13 protein-coding genes and 2 riboswitches are annotated in these 16,753 nt (G+C 38.0%); of the genes, 1 reads left to right on the top strand and 12 read right to left on the bottom strand.

The window, feature by feature from the left end:
* Positions 1-466: 466 nt before the first annotated feature.
* Together ptsG and F7984_RS01790 are read right to left on the bottom strand one after the other, a co-directional pair.
* Positions 467-2,533, bottom strand: coding sequence for a glucose-specific PTS transporter subunit IIBC (gene ptsG / locus F7984_RS01795; protein WP_066109793.1), 2,067 nt, complete (start codon positions 2,531-2,533; stop codon positions 467-469).
* Positions 2,534-2,756: 223 nt separating this feature from the next.
* Positions 2,757-4,094, bottom strand: a complete 1,338-nt coding sequence (locus tag F7984_RS01790) for an NCS2 family permease (RefSeq protein WP_066109795.1) — start codon at positions 4,092-4,094, stop codon at positions 2,757-2,759.
* Between the two features lie 111 nt (positions 4,095-4,205).
* Positions 4,206-4,307, bottom strand: a riboswitch (purine riboswitch).
* Positions 4,308-4,783: 476 nt separating this feature from the next.
* Between F7984_RS01790 and F7984_RS01785 the strand changes: the two genes are divergently transcribed.
* On the top strand, positions 4,784-5,077 hold the full coding sequence (locus F7984_RS01785; RefSeq protein WP_066109798.1) for a hypothetical protein: 294 nt from the start codon (positions 4,784-4,786) through the stop codon (positions 5,075-5,077).
* 177 nt (positions 5,078-5,254) lie between these two features.
* Here F7984_RS01785 and F7984_RS01780 read toward each other — a convergent pair whose 3' ends face one another.
* The 10 genes from F7984_RS01780 to F7984_RS01740 all read right to left on the bottom strand — a co-directional run bounded on the left by F7984_RS01780 (position 5,255) and on the right by F7984_RS01740 (position 16,628).
* Positions 5,255-5,827 carry a DUF2812 domain-containing protein gene (locus tag F7984_RS01780; protein ID WP_077248197.1) on the bottom strand — a complete coding sequence of 191 codons (573 nt, stop codon included), beginning with the start codon at positions 5,825-5,827 and terminating at the stop codon, positions 5,255-5,257.
* The gene (locus F7984_RS01775) at positions 5,814-6,140 is read right to left on the bottom strand and encodes a PadR family transcriptional regulator (protein WP_066109805.1); all 327 of its coding nucleotides are present in this window, start codon (positions 6,138-6,140) and stop codon (positions 5,814-5,816) included. Before F7984_RS01775 ends, F7984_RS01780 begins: the two co-directional genes overlap by 14 nt.
* 325 nt (positions 6,141-6,465) lie before the next feature.
* Positions 6,466-7,350 carry a proline iminopeptidase gene (pepI, locus tag F7984_RS01770; protein WP_066109808.1) on the bottom strand — a complete coding sequence of 295 codons (885 nt, stop codon included), beginning with the start codon at positions 7,348-7,350 and terminating at the stop codon, positions 6,466-6,468.
* A gap of 64 nt (positions 7,351-7,414) precedes the next feature.
* Positions 7,415-8,086, bottom strand: coding sequence for a methyltransferase family protein (locus tag F7984_RS01765; protein ID WP_140462281.1), 672 nt, complete (start codon positions 8,084-8,086; stop codon positions 7,415-7,417).
* Between the two features lie 505 nt (positions 8,087-8,591).
* Complete coding sequence (gene guaA, locus F7984_RS01760) at positions 8,592-10,145, bottom strand: glutamine-hydrolyzing GMP synthase (RefSeq protein ID WP_140462280.1); 1,554 nt, start codon at positions 10,143-10,145, stop codon at positions 8,592-8,594.
* Positions 10,146-10,354: 209 nt separating this feature from the next.
* Positions 10,355-10,457: riboswitch (purine riboswitch) on the bottom strand.
* 35 nt (positions 10,458-10,492) lie between these two features.
* Positions 10,493-12,724, bottom strand: coding sequence for a transglutaminase domain-containing protein (locus F7984_RS01755; RefSeq protein WP_077248198.1), 2,232 nt, complete (start codon positions 12,722-12,724; stop codon positions 10,493-10,495).
* Positions 12,721-13,959, bottom strand: a complete 1,239-nt coding sequence (locus tag F7984_RS01750; RefSeq protein ID WP_066109816.1) for a DUF58 domain-containing protein — start codon at positions 13,957-13,959, stop codon at positions 12,721-12,723. Before F7984_RS01750 ends, F7984_RS01755 begins: the two co-directional genes overlap by 4 nt.
* A 2-nt stretch (positions 13,960-13,961) precedes the next feature.
* Positions 13,962-14,894 carry an AAA family ATPase gene (locus F7984_RS01745; RefSeq protein ID WP_066110019.1) on the bottom strand — a complete coding sequence of 311 codons (933 nt, stop codon included), beginning with the start codon at positions 14,892-14,894 and terminating at the stop codon, positions 13,962-13,964.
* 302 nt (positions 14,895-15,196) lie between these two features.
* Positions 15,197-15,601, bottom strand: a complete 405-nt coding sequence (locus tag F7984_RS18855) for a hypothetical protein (RefSeq protein ID WP_139063887.1) — start codon at positions 15,599-15,601, stop codon at positions 15,197-15,199.
* Positions 15,552-16,628: a hypothetical protein gene (locus F7984_RS01740; protein WP_066109820.1), complete on the bottom strand. Its 1,077-nt coding sequence runs from the start codon at positions 16,626-16,628 to the stop codon at positions 15,552-15,554. The genes F7984_RS18855 and F7984_RS01740 overlap by 50 nt, the downstream gene beginning before the upstream one ends.
* Positions 16,629-16,753 lie beyond the last annotated feature (125 nt).

Below are 16,753 nucleotides of genomic sequence, written 5' to 3'. Positions count from 1 at the left end.
TCAAGATTTATCCCATTGTCTAACAGCATACAATCGGGAATACCTTAATTATTTGCCATTCAACAGCGAAGCAAATACTTAATCTATAGAAGCTATTGCAAAAATAGGCTCCCGTTGTTCTTCCAGAGAAAGCTTGATCTGGTACGCAATAATTGAAACAAGTCACCCATATCGTCGTTTAACAATACCGTTTTCTTAATTCCTAAGGACTAATTCTCCAATTTGCTGCTGATTCTTTGCACCAATAACTACCGTCTTCGCCAAACCTAGAATATATTCATTTCAGGTTGAACGTTCTCATAATAAGCGTCGGAGATTGTTGAATTTCGTTACCAACTCCAAGATACTATGAGAAAATATTAAGAGTCCTCAAAAGAACATCTCTTATTAAACATTCTTTTCTTTCATATATATTAATGAAAAGCTCGCAACCCTTTCCAGTATAGATAGAGTTGCGAGTTATTATTTACATGATATCAACTATGTGTACTTCTCCTAATTTTACTTTGCCTTGTTTAACCAACTTAATTCCTTCTCCTGCCAGCAGGTTTGTAAAAACAATCGGTGTAATAATGGATGTCGCATTTGACTTAATGAAATTTAAATCAAATTCCATTAATATCTGGCCCTGCGTAATCTTATCGCCATCTTTAACCTTTGTTTCAAATCCTTTACCATTCAACTTTACCGTATCAATGCCAACATGAATTAATAGTTCATGACCACTGTCAGATTTTATAGCAAGAGCATGTTTAGTCGGGAAAATACTTATAATCTCTCCATCAACCGGAGAAGCAACGATTCCTTCACTTGGGATCATCGCAAATCCATCACCCATCATTTTCTCAGCGAACACTTGGTCAGGAACCTCCGAAATCGGAATCAGCTGACCCTCAAGTGGTGCAGCGAATTCTCCCTTTGAGAAATCTGTTTTTAACGCATCCGGATTTACCTCTTCTATTTGTTGTTGTATCTCAGCTTCAACATTATCTGAGGCTGCTTTGGTAGGACGCGGCTTATTCCCTGCCATTATATCCTTCATCTGAGATTTAATCGTTTCGGAACGCGGGCCAAAGATTGCCTGAATATTGTTCCCCACCTCTAGCACACCAGCAGCTCCGAGTGCTTTCAGTTTATCTTTATCAACTTTCGCAATATCGTTAACCTCAACACGCAAACGGGTAATACAAGCATCTAAATGTGCTATATTTTCTTTTTTCCCCATTGCCTCAAGAATATCATACGGAAGCTCATCGACTGAACCACCCTTACCCTGAGCACTTTCATCATCTTCATCTTCCCTTCCCGGCGTTCGAAGATTCCAAGTACGGATTGCAAATCTGAAACCGAAATAATAAATGACTGCGATTACCAAGCCGACCGGAATAACAAGCCACCAGGCTGTTCGATTTGGTACTATCCCAAATAAAATAAAATCTATAACTCCACCGGAAAAGGTCATCCCTATTTTGACGTTCAACAGTTGCATAGTCATAAAGGAGAGACCTGCAAAAATAGCATGGATTCCAAAAAGAACAGGCGCAACGAACAAAAACGAAAATTCCATTGGTTCTGTAATACCTGTTAAGAAGGAAGTTAGGGCTGCTGATCCCATGATCCCGGCTACCAATGTTTTTTTCTCAGGCTTCGCTTCGTGATAAATGGCCAAAGCAGCTGCAGGTAATCCAAACATCATAAACGGATATTTCCCTGTCATAAAAGTACCTGCTGTCAATTTAACCCCATCTTTAATCTGCGCAAAAAAGATTGCCTGATCACCACGAACAATTTCTCCAGCTTTATTTGTGTACTGTCCAAATTCATACCAAAATGGTGAATAGAATATGTGATGAAGACCAAATGGAATAAGCGATCGTTCAATCACCCCAAATATAAATGCCGCTAATGTTAAGTTTGTATCTATCATATTTTGAGATAATGTATTTAATCCGTGTTGAATTGGCGGCCATATCAGTGTCATTAATAGACCTAGAATCAATGCGGAAGCAGCTGTAATAATAGGGACAAATCGCTTACCCGCGAAAAAGCCTAAATAGGAGGGTAACTCAATTCGGAAAAACCGATTATACATATAAGCTGCCAGCAGTCCAACAATAATCCCCCCAAATACTCCGGTTTGCAAAGTGTTAATGCCTAAAACATTAGCATAGGATGGATCATTGGCAGCCATGTCAGCCGTCACATTCAAAACAACCCCCATGGTCACATTCATAATTAGATAACCAATGATAGCAGCCAGGCCGGCGACCCCTTCCCCTCCAGCAAGTCCAACTGCTACACCTACCGCAAATAATAATGAAAGATTGCTAAAGACAATTTGACCAGAATCCTCCATCACAGTTGCAACCTTTTGAATCCACCCAGCATCTAAAAATGGCATTAGGTCCAACAGATTCGGATTATGAATGGCATTTCCAAGAGCTAAAAGAATCCCAGCCGCAGGTAATATAGCGACGGGAAGCATTAAAGCTTTCCCAATTTTCTGCAGGACACCGAATACTTTCTTGAACATAGTACGTCCTCCTTAGACTTATTAACAAAATAAAAGCGACTGATTATTTTCTGCTATCCATAACCAATCTGAATAATTACTTGTTAATATGCCCAAAAGGCACTCAAATACCAAGAAAACATGAATATTATGGAGGCCCTATCCAAAGATGGGATTGCAAACATGTTTCCTATCCATAAAAAAATAGCTGCCGAACTCAGCCGGCAGCCTTTAGAGAACATATTTATGAAAGGAAAATAAAGTAACAAACAAATATAACAAACATTCCATACATGATTGGGTGGATCTCTTTAATACGTCCAGCCACAATCATCGTAATTGGATAGAAGATAAATCCACAGGCAATCCCAGCCGCAATGCTTCCGGATAATGGCATCATGATGATTGTAAGAAATGCAGGCACTGCAATTTCTAATTTTGACCAATTGATATCACCGAGTGAGGAGCACATTAACACCCCGACAATAATCAAGGCCGGTGCTGTAACCGGTGATGTAATAACAGATAAAAGCGGATATAAGAATAGTGATAATAGGAACAACAGTCCAGTTACAACTGCTGCGAATCCAGTTCTAGCCCCTGCTGCGACACCTGCTGTTGATTCAATGTATGATGTCGTTGTAGATGTCCCAAACAATGCCCCTGTCATCGTTGCCAGGGAGTCTGCAAATAAAGCCTTGCCTGCTCTTGGCAATTTATTATCTTTGGTTAATCCTGCCTGGTTGGCAACCGCCATTAGTGTACCGGCTGTATCGAAAAAATCGATAAATAAGAATGTCAGTACAACAACCAGAAATTGGATAGTGAATAAATCTGATTGAATTGGATTGAAATACGGTTCAATCGCAACACCAAAAGTAGGAGCCACACTTGGAATTGCACCGAATATACTGTCAGGAATCTCAATAAGGTTTGCTAACATCCCAATGATGGCAGTAATAATCATTCCATAGAAAATGCCACCTTTAACGCCTTTAACTAAAAAGATAACTGTAATTAATAAGCCTACGATTGCCAATAATGTATTTCCATCCGTGAAATCACCGATTCCAATAAGAGTAGCATCATTATTGACGATAATTCCTGCATTTTTCATACCAACAAAGGTAATAAACAACCCAATACCTGCACCAACAGCATATTTTAATTCTGCAGGAATCGCATTAATAATGGTCTCTCTTAATCCAGTCAACGTTAATATAGCAAAAATAAAACCGGAAGCTAAAACGCCTGCTAAAGCTGTTTGCCAAGGAATACCAAACGTTAGAATTACTGTATAAGCGAAGAAAGCATTCAGCCCCATACCCGGAGCAAGCGCAATCGGATACTTTGCAATTAGCCCCATAAAAATTGAACCAACTGCAGCAGCAAGTGCAGTAGCAACGAATACAGCACCATGATCCATTCTCATTGAATCCGGAAGGTCTGGTACATCTGCCAAAGATAATTGCAATGGATTAACAACTAAAATATACGCCATTGCCAGAAAAGTTGTAATCCCGCCAATAATCTCTCGTTTGTAATTGGTGCCAAGTTCGTCAAACTGAAAGTACTTTTTCAACCTACTTCCTCTCCTTCTTTTCATACGCTTTCGTATAAGTTCCGGATAACCAAAAAACCTCGAACGAATCCGTTCGAGGCTGACTCAAATACAAAGAATAACCTATAAATAGGCAGTATCATTCATATCCGTAGTCAAGCTATTAACGGTAGCTCGGTAGAAACTTATGGGCCATATTCCCATGATTATACGAATTTATATATTTATTAAATTATTAGGTCTTTTGTATTGTATCAAGAGAATGATACTTGGTCAATAATAAAGCGAACATTATCTAGAGGTTGAGAAGGATTTGTTCGCATTTACTCCTGATGCTAGATTGGTGTAGTCAGTCCTAGAAACATTACCATACCTTTCAGGATTTATACTCATTTCCATTCATGATCTACACAAATAACATCCTTTCCATTTTATAGATTATGTTGTAAGTAACCATTAAAGCCTACACATTTGGTATATATTACAACCAGAAGCCTAAATATTGTTGTTGAATTCAGCAGATATTAAAGTATAATCATAATGGTATTTGAATATTCAGATTAGCACATTCACCAAGCTAGCCTTTCAACTCTATGATATTAATGCAGAAATACTGGTTTTATACTTTACTAAATGTGAATTAAGAAATGGACGCACTTTGAATACACTGACATATTCACCAAAGATTTTGATAAACTGAGGAAATAACTATGGATACCCAAAATTTTATAAATGTGAAAATAGATAAAGAACAATTAGAGTATGCAAAGAATCTACAAAATTTATTATGTAAAAGATTAGATACCAAACAGCCTGTAGAATATGAAATCCCTGATATTATTGCTGAACAGGCGTTGTTTCTGTATATAGATACAATGGAACGATATTATCGTTTAGAGGGTAAAGATTGGGAGGATTTTTACAACAACTTTAGCGGTGTCACAAACGTACCAAGAAAAATAGAAGATTTCAGAGAACAAAATATCAAACCATACAAAAAATAAGGGGATAACCAGTTGGCTATCCTCTTATTTTGGATTTATAACCTACTTCATAATGGAATAAGGACTTTTCGACCTTGGAAGAATTAACAAAAAGCCCTATATGCTCGGTCAATCAAAACAAGGACTTATACAAAATAGGAAAAATAAAGATAGGTCGCCTTCCACCTATACTACAGGCTACTCTACCCTATGTGAGTAATTCTTTCTCAGTTTATAAAATCCTCTTCCGCAATACACAAAAATCACCAAATATATTAAAAACAAAATAGACCAAAATATAATAAATCCCCTATTCCATGAACTCTCAATCCCGCCTAAAGCGATACTCATGGCCGAACAAACTATAAATAATAGAAAAATCCCCAGAAGAGGTACTAATTTTTTCATAAAAATCCGCTTTAGCATGTCCAGTTTTGATTGATCATCACTGAAAATATTTGTATCTCCTTCATCTGTGTTACCTGCTGATTTTCTAAAATAGCTGTATTCATTTATATCCTGCATATATTCCCAGCCATAATCTGCATACATCTGCAAATAACTTTGCTTGTCTTCTGATGTCTGCGGATTGAAATCCAATTTGTAGACTACATCTTCTGGCTCACATAATTCAAAATAATAAAACCCTGGCAGTTTAACTTTCACCAATTTATACCCTTTATTATGCATCTCACGCAAAAATGTCTCTTCTTTCTCGTAATCTGTTAACATAAACCAGCGAAATTCTCTTTTCATATCATTTTCCATCATATAACCCTCCTCTACTATTTTGATATAGTCTCTCAATACGCCTTATTTCAATATTAAGAATTTGCTTGCCTAGTTCAGTGATCATATAGAACTTCCTTTTATTTTCTTCACGAACAAACATAATTAACCCGTCTTTCTCCATTTTTGACAGGCTCCCATACATAGTTCCCGGACTGATTATTATCTCGCCGCCTGTCATTTCCTTCACCTTTTTAGCAATGTTGTAACCATGCATTTCTTCCTGCATGCAAAATAGTATATAAAACCCTGTTTCTGTCATAGGTATGTAAATTCTTTTAATCCGCTCTTCCATACTTCCTCCAATTTATAGCTCTATTTCACATCTACTATATCGTGGTTCGATACATAAAGTATATCGCACTACAATATATTCATCAACCATCTCTTACCAAAAGTGGTTGGTTTTAATTATCCCTTTAGACTTATTTTTGACATAAAAAAAGATCCCCTTTCCCACCCAAATCTCAGGTAAAAAAGAGAGTCACATTTTATTTTTATTCTTATATGCGGGCAAGCTGATGAAAATACAAATCAACTCTGCTCCATCCAACGTTGTGGCTATAACTACAGAACTAAAAATGAAAAATAGAATCTATCTCACTTATAACCTGAAAGTTTTATTCGTTTGCATTGAGCCATTCCTTTAAAAGAGCGATGTATTTTTCTGTGTCTTCTACGAAACATGAATGTCTGCAGTCGCGGAAGAGTTCCCAACGAGAGTTTGGAATATGGTCATACATATATTTTGCGATGTAAGGAGTGCAAAGATCACTACCTCCATTAATTACAAGTGCTGGCTCTTGAATGTCTTTTAGTTGCGCTGTAACATCATAATCTTTTAATGTGCCGAGTGGAGTAAATTCATTTGGTCCCCAACCGACTACATATGCTTCATTTCCTATTTTTCTAGGACGCTTCATACATTCTGGTGAATCTTCTGTGACAGGTCCTCCAGCGTGGCGAATCATGTATTCTTCTTCTGCCGCCAAATAGGCTGGGGCATCGTAGTTACCAGTGCTTGTTGCAATGGCAATGGCTTCTTGCATATCTTTTGGCATGAATTTAATCATACGTTGCTGTTCTTCTCCCCACATCCAAGAAGCTGGAAGAGTGCTAGAAAGGATGATGCTTTTGATTCCGTTTGGTTTGTAATTGCAAACATAATTCAAAAGAAGCATGCCTCCCCATGATTGACCCAGAAGATGGCATTCTTCTAAGCCAAGGTGCTTGCGAAGTGCAATGAGTTCTTCTGTCCAAACTTCTGCGTTCCAGAGGTTAGGGCGATTTTCTACATAAGATTCCCCACAACCGATTTGATCGTACATAATTAATTGGCGTCCATCTTCCTCAACAAATTGATCGAGTACTTCAAAATAGTTGTGAGTGGAGCCTGGTCCGCCATGAAGTAAAATGAGTGGTTTTTTATTACCGGTATTTTCTCCAACGATGCGGTAATACGTTTTAAAATCTAAATATGGCATAAATCCTTCAGTAATTTTCATAGATATCCTCCTAGTGTTATATATCCAATAATTGATCCTTCACAAAATGGAATTTGCTTTACTATTACCAAATAAACGGTATCAAGCGATATTTGACTTTTTGCTTATACTCACGATAACCATCGAGTTCTTTTTCAAGAAGTTTTTCTTCATTTTTAATCCTTTTGGCAATTATAAAGGGATATACAAGAAAAATAAAAAACGAATATATTGAACCTAACACAATCGGCATCGACAAAAACAAAAGTAATGTCACACTATACATTGGATGTCTGACAATACCGTATAGCCCCGTATCGATAACTTTCTGATTTTCCTGTACCTCAATAGTACGACTAAGATATGTATTCTCCCTGAGTACCTCTGCATAAAGAATATATGCTACAAGAAATACCACCGCAGCACAAATTACAACACTCTTTGGTAAGGTGTACCAATCAAAACGAAAACCTAATCCCGCAACAATAAAACCTGCTAAAAACATAAGTCCGCTAAGCTTTACCACAAGACATTGTTCATCTTGCTTCTCTTTTACATTGAGTCGCTTTTTTAACAGTTCTGGGTTTTTGAACATCATCACAATTCCTGCAAGGAACATTGGCACAAATAAAATCCCCATAAATAACCAACCATACGCAAATAATAAAGTACCCGCAGGTAAGAATATCAATAGACCAACTAAAACAACCCCCAATAAAAATTTAGTTAGTGCTTGAATGAATAATTTTGTTGTCATAATAACTCTCCCACAATTCTAATTTACCTCTTCAGTGGAAACTATTGCATACATTGTAACGACTATTCAAAGTTATTTTAATATAATCCCCACAATCTACCAACTCATTTCACTTTCCTGCTTTCTCTCAAAATCGCTCATAGCTTCATTATCTTTTTCTCGAACACTTATAATTGCTTTTTCTACCTGGAAACAGATGTGCAAATCGATAGGTAATTTTTTCTGCTTCGTGGTTCTACACGGGCTCCGGTTGCAAGAGCTAAAAGCTCATGTTTACGAGGAGCTCTGATAAGATCTCGTAATGGAAAGTGTATTCGGGCAACCTATTTTCATTGTTTTTGAATATCTTTTTAGAAACCACGAAAAAAAGGTCTACCTGAAATGATTTATTCAGATAGACCTTTTCGTCTCGTTTATATATCTGCTATCAATTTTCTATCAATCAGCCCAGCCTAAAACCACTTCAAAAACTCAGTGTTTTCAATGGTTCTATCGATTTCCAATTCTATTCCCACTCAATCGTCGCAGGTGGCTTGGACGTGATGTCATACACAACACGGTTAATATGATTTACTTCATTGACAATTCGCACAGATATTTTTTCAAGTACATCCCATGGGATTCTTGCCCAGTCAGATGTCATTCCATCAATAGATGTTACCGCACGGATTCCTATTGTGTAATCATATGTGCGGGCATCCCCCATCACACCTACACTGCGGATATCAGGAAGGACAGTGAAGTATTGCCAAATATCACGATCAAGACCGGCATTTTTAATTTCTTCACGAAGAATCGCGTCTGATTCCCTTACGATTTCCAGTTTGTCTTCCGTTATTTCTCCCAATACACGGATTCCTAAACCAGGTCCTGGGAAAGGCTGTCTCCAAACGATTTCATCCGGAATACCCAGCTCTGAACCAAGTGCACGCACTTCATCCTTGAAGAGTGTATTTAAAGGCTCGATAAGTTGGAATTGCATATCTTCCGGTAATCCACCTACATTATGGTGAGATTTAATGGTTTGCGCAGTAGCCGTTCCACTTTCAATGATATCAGTATAAAGCGTACCTTGAGCGAGATAATCAATTCCTTCAAGCTTGGTCGCTTCATCATCAAATACGTAAATAAATTCATTTCCAATGATCTTACGTTTTTGCTCTGGGTCACTAACTCCAGCTAACTTCTTCATGAATCGCTCTTTAGCATCGACTTTAATTACATTCATATTGAAGCCTTCACGGAATGTTTTCATGACACCTTCCGCTTCGCCTTTTCTAAGTAAACCGTGATCCACGAAGATACATGTCAATTGATCACCGATGGCTTTATGAATCAATACCGCTACAACAGAGGAGTCTACTCCGCCGCTCAATGCACATAGTACTTGTTTGTCTCCAACGGTTTTGCGGATTTTATCCATTTCCATTTCAATGAAATTAGCCATGGACCAATCGCCTTTACATTTACATGCTCCAAATACGAAGTTTTTCAACAGGTCGTTACCATATACAGAATGCCTTACTTCTGGATGGAATTGTACAGCATATAATTGACGGCTGTGATCACTCATTGCCGCGATTGGGCATGATGGATTCGTCGCATCAACTTGGAAGCCCTCAGGAGCTGTAACAACATGGTCACCATGACTCATCCATACCATTTGTTCAGTAGGGAGCCCATTAAATAATAAACTTTCATGATTCAGCTTAATTTCGGCTTTTCCATATTCGCGTTTGCTTGCACGTTCCACTTTTCCGCCAAAATGCTGAGTCATTAGCTGCATACCATAGCAAATTCCCATAACTGGAATGCCCATATCAAAAATCCGCTCATCACATGTAAAAGCTGTAGCATCATACACGCTGTTTGGTCCGCCGGAGAAAATAATTCCCTTTGGATTTAGCTTCTGAATTTCTTCCACCGTAATTGTATGGGGATGAAGTTCACTATAAACTCCAAATTCACGAATTCTCCTTGTGATTAATTGATTATATTGACTTCCAAAATCAAGAACGACAATCATTTCTTGAATCGGGAGATCAGTTGTTTCTATCATCACTTTCACCTCGTCTGATATTTTCGGTTAATTGAGCAACTTCATCCAAAGAGATATTTATCTCTCTTCCCCATATGCTTATAAAGAAATACCAGGTATCAACCTATTAGAATCCTTATCCTTTATGTACTAGCTATTCCACAATTTAGGATTATTCATTCGAATAAAGAAAAACTAGAATCCCTATTTACCATTCAGAGTTCTAGTTAACATTTATATAATTCCTCCATAGTCAAATCATTTTTCGGTGATTTGGTAGGAACTTCCGAACCTTATTTTCGAAATTATATGAAGGGTAGATTGCTTTTTATTAACCGCCATAATTGTAACTTGAGAGAAAAGTGTGGTCAAGCAATAGTTCTTAAAATCATCTTCTCCCATTGTTCTTGAAAATTTCGCCAATCCATTTCAGTTTTTTCTCCAGAATAAATGTGTTTTTCATATGCATGCGTTAGCCTATTCATATCTGATGATCCGAAGAAACGATCCACGTAAATCGCATACTCTCTCAGGGTCTGTCCAGGCTTTCTTTTTATTCCATACCGATTTAATTCTCGAAGCAATTGCATATAGGCATTTGAATAATTCGGCTTTTTCATAAGCCTCTTATAATAAAACACCCAAATGTGCGGCATCCATTTTCCTCTGATTCTATATAATAAAGCAGCAGCTCCACCTAATACCAAAATCACCACTAGAGCTTTCTTCCAATGTTCCGCTATTTTACCTTTGATTGTTCCGAACGTAAACTGGGAAGCTGTATCCTTTGTTTCGACCGGCTTTTCTGGCTCCTTATTTTCTGGTTGATTCGTTTCTGGCGTAACCTGCGTTTCCTCCTGGTCATTGCTGACCTCCTGAGAAGCTGTAAACCGTACTTCAGAACTAAAGCCCTTCGTTGGTTCAAAAGGAACCCATCCTACGCTGGGAAAATAAACTTCAGGCCATGAGTGCGCATTGTTATTTGTAATCACATACCGAGACTCACCCAGCTCCTGGTCATACACTAAATCACCTGCTGTATATCCCTTTACCCAACGCGCCGGGATTCCAAGAGAGCGGACCATTACAACCATGGCACTTGAAAAGTTATCACAATAGCCTATTTGTGTTTCAAATAAAAACTGGTCTACATAATCCTGGCTTTCCTCAGGGTATGGAACATCTTCTTTACTATAAGTAAATTTTTCACCTTTCAAATAATCCTCAATTGCTTTGACTTGGTCATACATACTGTTGGATCCCGTCTTTTCTGCAAGCTCTATTGCTAAGCTTGAGACACGCTCCGGAACATAATCAGGTATACCCATCGATTGTCTTAGTAGTAAATCCATTTCCATTTCATACAAATCATTTATTTCATCCTGTTGGAGTACATCCAGATAATAGGTGGGGCTTCTAAATTGCACGCCCACCTTTTTTAATTCGTTTTTATTCGTATCGTCCTCATATATCGGGGTAATCTCAGAGGAGTCACCTGAATACAATAAACTAGAAAAAACTGATTCATCCTCAGGATTCAGATTATAAATTTGCTCAATAGCCATAGGGCTTGGATAAGGAATATGGCCATGGTCTATCTCAAATTCCAGTTCAGCCGTTGACAATGTATTCGTAGTTTCCCCCCTGTAATCGTATAGCATAGCTGGTTCTGATTCTAATATCGTTTGACCCATGCCATAATCTGCACCAGTTTCCCATCCTTTACCCGTATAAACGTTTTTATTTTCAATTTTCCAATACGTACGGACAGATGAGGAAGCCCGAAACACTACCCCATCATCGCCAATAAAATCTCCGCCTAATTTGCTGTCATCCTTGTCATACCCTATCCTTTTTTGAGTAGATCCAAATTTCTCTGAGGTTGATTTAATGAAGGAAATAGGATCAGGCCATATCGCCTGTGGCTTTGGAGCAAAAAAACCAATGACTACCGCAAATGCAATCATGCTAGATAAAGGAATAAGCCAACGGATAGCAGTTCGATTCGTATAGTGGATGTTCTCCCCGATTAGCAAACGTACTAATGCGAGCATGCCAAGGATAGCAAATCCAATAACGACTACTCGTACAATTGCTTGATCACTATCATAGGTTGTAAAGGTATCTAGAACTGTTACATAGATAAATGTCATAAACAAAAACAGGAACAATCGCTGTTTCACTTGTACCCAATAATGAATTAAATAGGTAAACATCCATATTAAAATGAAGAAAAGAAACGTTCTGAATTCAGGACTTAACCCTTGCCAATCTGTTGAAAATACAGAGAACAATCCCTCTTTTATATCGATGAAGAAAGCGCGTATCCAACTGTCTTCTGTCAAATAGAATTCAGGACGATAAAAAATCAGATAAAGACTCATACCTATATAAACGGATAAAGCAGGAGTCATGATTTTCCAGGACACTCTGAATGCATACATCACCAATGAAACGGCTGCAAAAATAATAAAATACTTAATTTGGCTTGTGTTTGTCACTTCTCCAACTGGTCTCATCCACTCTATTAGCATAATAAAAGCAAACAGGAATAACAGAAGACGTATACCGGGATGCAGGTTATTCGTTTTCATTTTCATCTGCCGCCCCTCTCTTCAAAAACTCCCCAATCCTCTCGATTTCGAATAATAGACATTTTCGCTCCATGATTTATTCCAAAGGTATAGGCCTCTTGTTCAGCCTTATTGAGTACATGGGAAGATTCACAGAAAAATAGAATATACAAGGAATGGATTCCTCCAGCAAGGTTGGTATATGCTTTTACGAATGGTAAATGTAAAACAGAAGTAACAACAATAAGAGATGCATTTGGCGGTATAAATCTTGTCTGAGGTGTATAAAATCTTGGGGAACTTACATCAATTTTTGGCGAAGCTTTTATTTTAGCCATAAAATTCAAGGCTTTATGAACATATCCTTTTCCTTCCTTTACTTCTAATAGGTTATCCAGTCCACCTCCACCAGCCCAGAGACCCAATTTCATCCCCTTAGTCAAACCAATTTCAGCGATTGATGCACTAAAGGTCACCATTTCTTCAAAAACAGAGTGGTCACTCTCACAATTTATTAAAAGAAAGAAGTCACTGCTGTGTTTTTCTTCAAAGTTTTTAGTTTTGAGCCCGACGCCCCTTGCACTTGATTTCCAGTCAATGACGGTCATACGATCACCCGGAGCATAATCTCGAATACCAGAAACCATCGCTGTTTCATTTCTGATTTTATAGGAATTTGTGCGCTTGCCTTGTTCATAATCACCGAGAACCTGTCTTAATGGCAAAGGAACCGTTGCAGGAAGTACAAGGATTTTTTTATCGGAATCTATCATTCTACTCTTCTCAATTAACCCGAGAATATCTCCTGTTCTTATTTCAAGCTTATTAAAGGTATGCTCTCCTCTTGGCATACTCTTAATGTTATAGGACAATTCTATTCTTTTTCTGAATCCCGGAAAAACGATAGAACTGATTTTTTCCCTTCCGAGTAGGATTTCCAGCCTTTCCGGTAATAGTTCATGAATGAGCAGGTAGGCAATCGGAACCGGCATATTCCTTTTAATAATAATTTTCATAACTACTGGGTCACCGGCCGTTAATTCCTGATCACCTAAGACCCGCTCTACTGTAAAATCACTTAATGGATAGACAAAAATCATTAGAGCATACAAGGCGAACGGAAGAAAACTATAAAAAAGGAACCAGCTGACAAACCCTCCCTGGAACATGGCATATGTGAACGTCATAATTAGTAAAAGCAGGAGAATGACAAATTTCCACCACTTTTCCCATTTATTTAACGTCATTCTTATAAATTTCATTTTTAATTCACTTGCCTTTGTACCGGTACAGGCGTCCTTGCTAAAATTTCATCGAGAATAACTTGAGCATTGAATCCATCATAAACCGATTCAGCCTTCACGATCATACGATGATTAAATACATATGGAAGTAGAAATTGTACATCATCTGGTATACAGTAATCACGATTATGCATAAAAGCCCAAGCCTGCGAAGCCTTCATAAGAGCAACCGTTCCACGTGGGCTTACGCCTAAATAAACTCGATTATCGTTCCTCGTTTTCACAGCCAGTTCTACAATATACCGCGCAATCATATCATCCACATATACAGATTGGATTTCCTCCTGCAGCTTCACCATTTCATCAACAGTAATTACAGGATTTAAATCTTCAACAGAAGCAAGCATTTTTGCATTTGTCAAAATCGCCAATTCATCAGCCATCTCCGGATAACCCATTTTCATTTTAAGTAAAAATCGGTCCAGCTGCGCTTCTGGTAAAGAATAGGTACCTTCATATTCAATTGGGTTTTGGGTGGCCATAACAAAGAATGGATTGGCCAATTTGTGTGTCACGCCATCAACGGTAACTCTATGTTCCTCCATTGCTTCCAGCAAGGATGACTGTGTTTTGGGAGATGTTCGATTGATTTCATCAGCCAATATGATATTCCCCATAATAGGCCCGGGACGAAAGATAAATTCATGCTCTTTCGGATTATAGATGGAAATACCGGTTACATCAGATGGCAATAAATCCGGTGTAAACTGAATACGCTTATAATCAGCCTGAATTGATTTGGCAATAGACTTAACTAACATAGTCTTCCCAACACCGGGTACATCCTCAAGCAATACATGTCCTTTTGCCAAAAGGGCTGTAATGCTTAACTTAGCAACCTCTCTTTTACCGATAATCACTTTCTCTATATTTTGGATAATCTTATCTATCATAGGATTTAGTTTTTCATTCACGCCATATTCCCCCTCTACTTATAACCTTATTGTTATAATATTCTGTATTAACAGTCAATAACTTTATTGTAAATATTTTGTAGAAAAGGGGTTTAATCATTCAAGAAAGAGCGAAATAAGACCCAAAATAAAAAAAGGAGAGATTTTCCCCCCCTTTTAATAAAGATAAGCTTTAGTTTTACTACTGATGAGTTTCTACTCAAGTTATGTTTTATGAAGTCTCTTGAATGTAAACCTACCAAATAACATCTTGATTTTTAAACATAAAAACGATTAACAGACTAATTCCGCAACATTTCTTTAGCTTGCAGAACCAGTTCCCTATCCCGCTCATAGTAGAGCTCCAACAAATCTTGATATAGTTCTCTATTATGAACGCTGTTCAAATCTGCTTTAATTGAATCCCACTGGTCTCCGAATGTCGATTTTGAAGCGATCAAGTTTTGGTACATATTCTCCTTCGTATATATGGAGAGGATCTTTTTTATTTTCCTATATTTAAAGAACGATAGCTTATTACGAGATTTCTTCAATTTGTCTAATAGAACCTTATTATTATTAAATTCATCCAATTGGTTTTTGATTTGAAGAAATAGGAGTAAATCCATCATAGCTCCAATAGAGTACATACTTTCTTTATCGTCGATTCTGTCCCCCCGGTATGGCGGAGGCAAACAGTCCAGCATTAAAAACCGTTTCACCAATTTTGGAAAAGGTATCAGCTCCTGCTGAAACTTTCACACTTGTCTCTGCATTACTATTAAATGTATCAGCTGTCTCAATTAGAGAATCTACTGCATTAACCGCTGAAAAAGCTGTACTTATCCCGGCTGTCGCGATATTCAACTTTGATAATATCCCCAATGTTGATGCACCAGTACTGCCCGTATTAAGAACGGTTGGAATAATATCGGTAGCTGCATCAGCAGCTGAGGTTGCTCTGGTAGCTAATGTGTATGCCTCAGCAGTATCATAAATCCCAAATCCCATATCAACAGCAGTATTCATATCTTCAACATAATCAAACCAAGTGCCATCTCCAACTCCTAATTTAATTCCATTTACCAGGATGTTTGTTAGATAGTTTGGTCTCCCAAATACACTGCTTGGTTTAAATTGATCACCTTGCTGCAGTACATCTACTGTAAAACTGACTTGCCCATTTATTATAGTATTCCCTACAAAGTCAATGGTTTTCCACGTATCTGGTTCATTACCCTCTATTCCTTCACTCCCACCACTAGGAGCATTGCTGTTTATTGGACCAGGAGAAAGCGAAGAGCCTGGTAATAGTCCGCCCGGATGAGTTGAATTGGAGTCACCACCTATCTTACTGCCAGGTAATATTACGCCTGGATAGGTAGGATTGCCATTTCCATCTGTTCTATTATGATTATGGCCAGGTAAATAATCCGGTACTTTATAAGGCGGTTGGACAGGGCCTATTCCTGGCAGGCCGTTTTCCATATCTGGGATATTTCCCGATTGGCCATTAGGAGAGCCGGACTGCGGCTCTCCACCCGTTCCTATATCTCCCTGCCAACTATCTCCATGCCAAGATTTATTCTCCCAAGATTCCCCCTCCCATGGTTCCCCTTTCCATGGTGTTCCGGACCATGCTGCTGAACTGAATGGGATAATGAAAGATTGAAAGAGTATAAAAGCAATCGCCATCAATATGAATACCTTTTGAATAAATAATGACTTATTCAATGATAAACCTCCTAGTTATGAGGAAGCTGATAAGTCCTTGATGTATACACATTCCCATTATTTCAGTTATAAATAAAACCTCCACTTGATGCAAAAGCGGAGGTTACAAGTCTAGTTGAATATTT

The sequence above is a fragment of the Pradoshia sp. D12 genome, assembly GCF_008935075.1.
GTDB lineage: Bacteria > Bacillota > Bacilli > Bacillales > Pradoshiaceae > Pradoshia.
Note: the sequence above shows the minus strand (reverse complement) of the source record. Positions and strands in the feature narration are given on the sequence as shown.

Bases quoted from the DNA above. Each gene is read 5' to 3' on its own strand.
- ptsG (WP_066109793.1), bottom strand. From the start codon at position 2,533: ATGTTCAAGAAAGTATTCGGTGTCCTGCAGAAAATTGGGAAAGCTTTA.
- F7984_RS01785 (WP_066109798.1), top strand. From the start codon at position 4,784: ATGGATACCCAAAATTTTATAAATGTGAAAATAGATAAAGAACAATTA.
- F7984_RS01780 (WP_077248197.1), bottom strand. From the start codon at position 5,827: ATGATGGAAAATGATATGAAAAGAGAATTTCGCTGGTTTATGTTAACA.
- F7984_RS01775 (WP_066109805.1), bottom strand. From the start codon at position 6,140: ATGGAAGAGCGGATTAAAAGAATTTACATACCTATGACAGAAACAGGG.
- pepI (WP_066109808.1), bottom strand. From the start codon at position 7,350: ATGAAAATTACTGAAGGATTTATGCCATATTTAGATTTTAAAACGTAT.
- F7984_RS01765 (WP_140462281.1), bottom strand. From the start codon at position 8,086: ATGACAACAAAATTATTCATTCAAGCACTAACTAAATTTTTATTGGGG.
- guaA (WP_140462280.1), bottom strand. From the start codon at position 10,145: ATGATAGAAACAACTGATCTCCCGATTCAAGAAATGATTGTCGTTCTT.
- F7984_RS01755 (WP_077248198.1), bottom strand. From the start codon at position 12,724: ATGAAAATGAAAACGAATAACCTGCATCCCGGTATACGTCTTCTGTTA.
- F7984_RS01750 (WP_066109816.1), bottom strand. From the start codon at position 13,959: ATGAAATTTATAAGAATGACGTTAAATAAATGGGAAAAGTGGTGGAAA.
- F7984_RS01745 (WP_066110019.1), bottom strand. From the start codon at position 14,894: ATGATAGATAAGATTATCCAAAATATAGAGAAAGTGATTATCGGTAAA.
- F7984_RS18855 (WP_139063887.1), bottom strand. From the start codon at position 15,601: ATGCTGGACTGTTTGCCTCCGCCATACCGGGGGGACAGAATCGACGAT.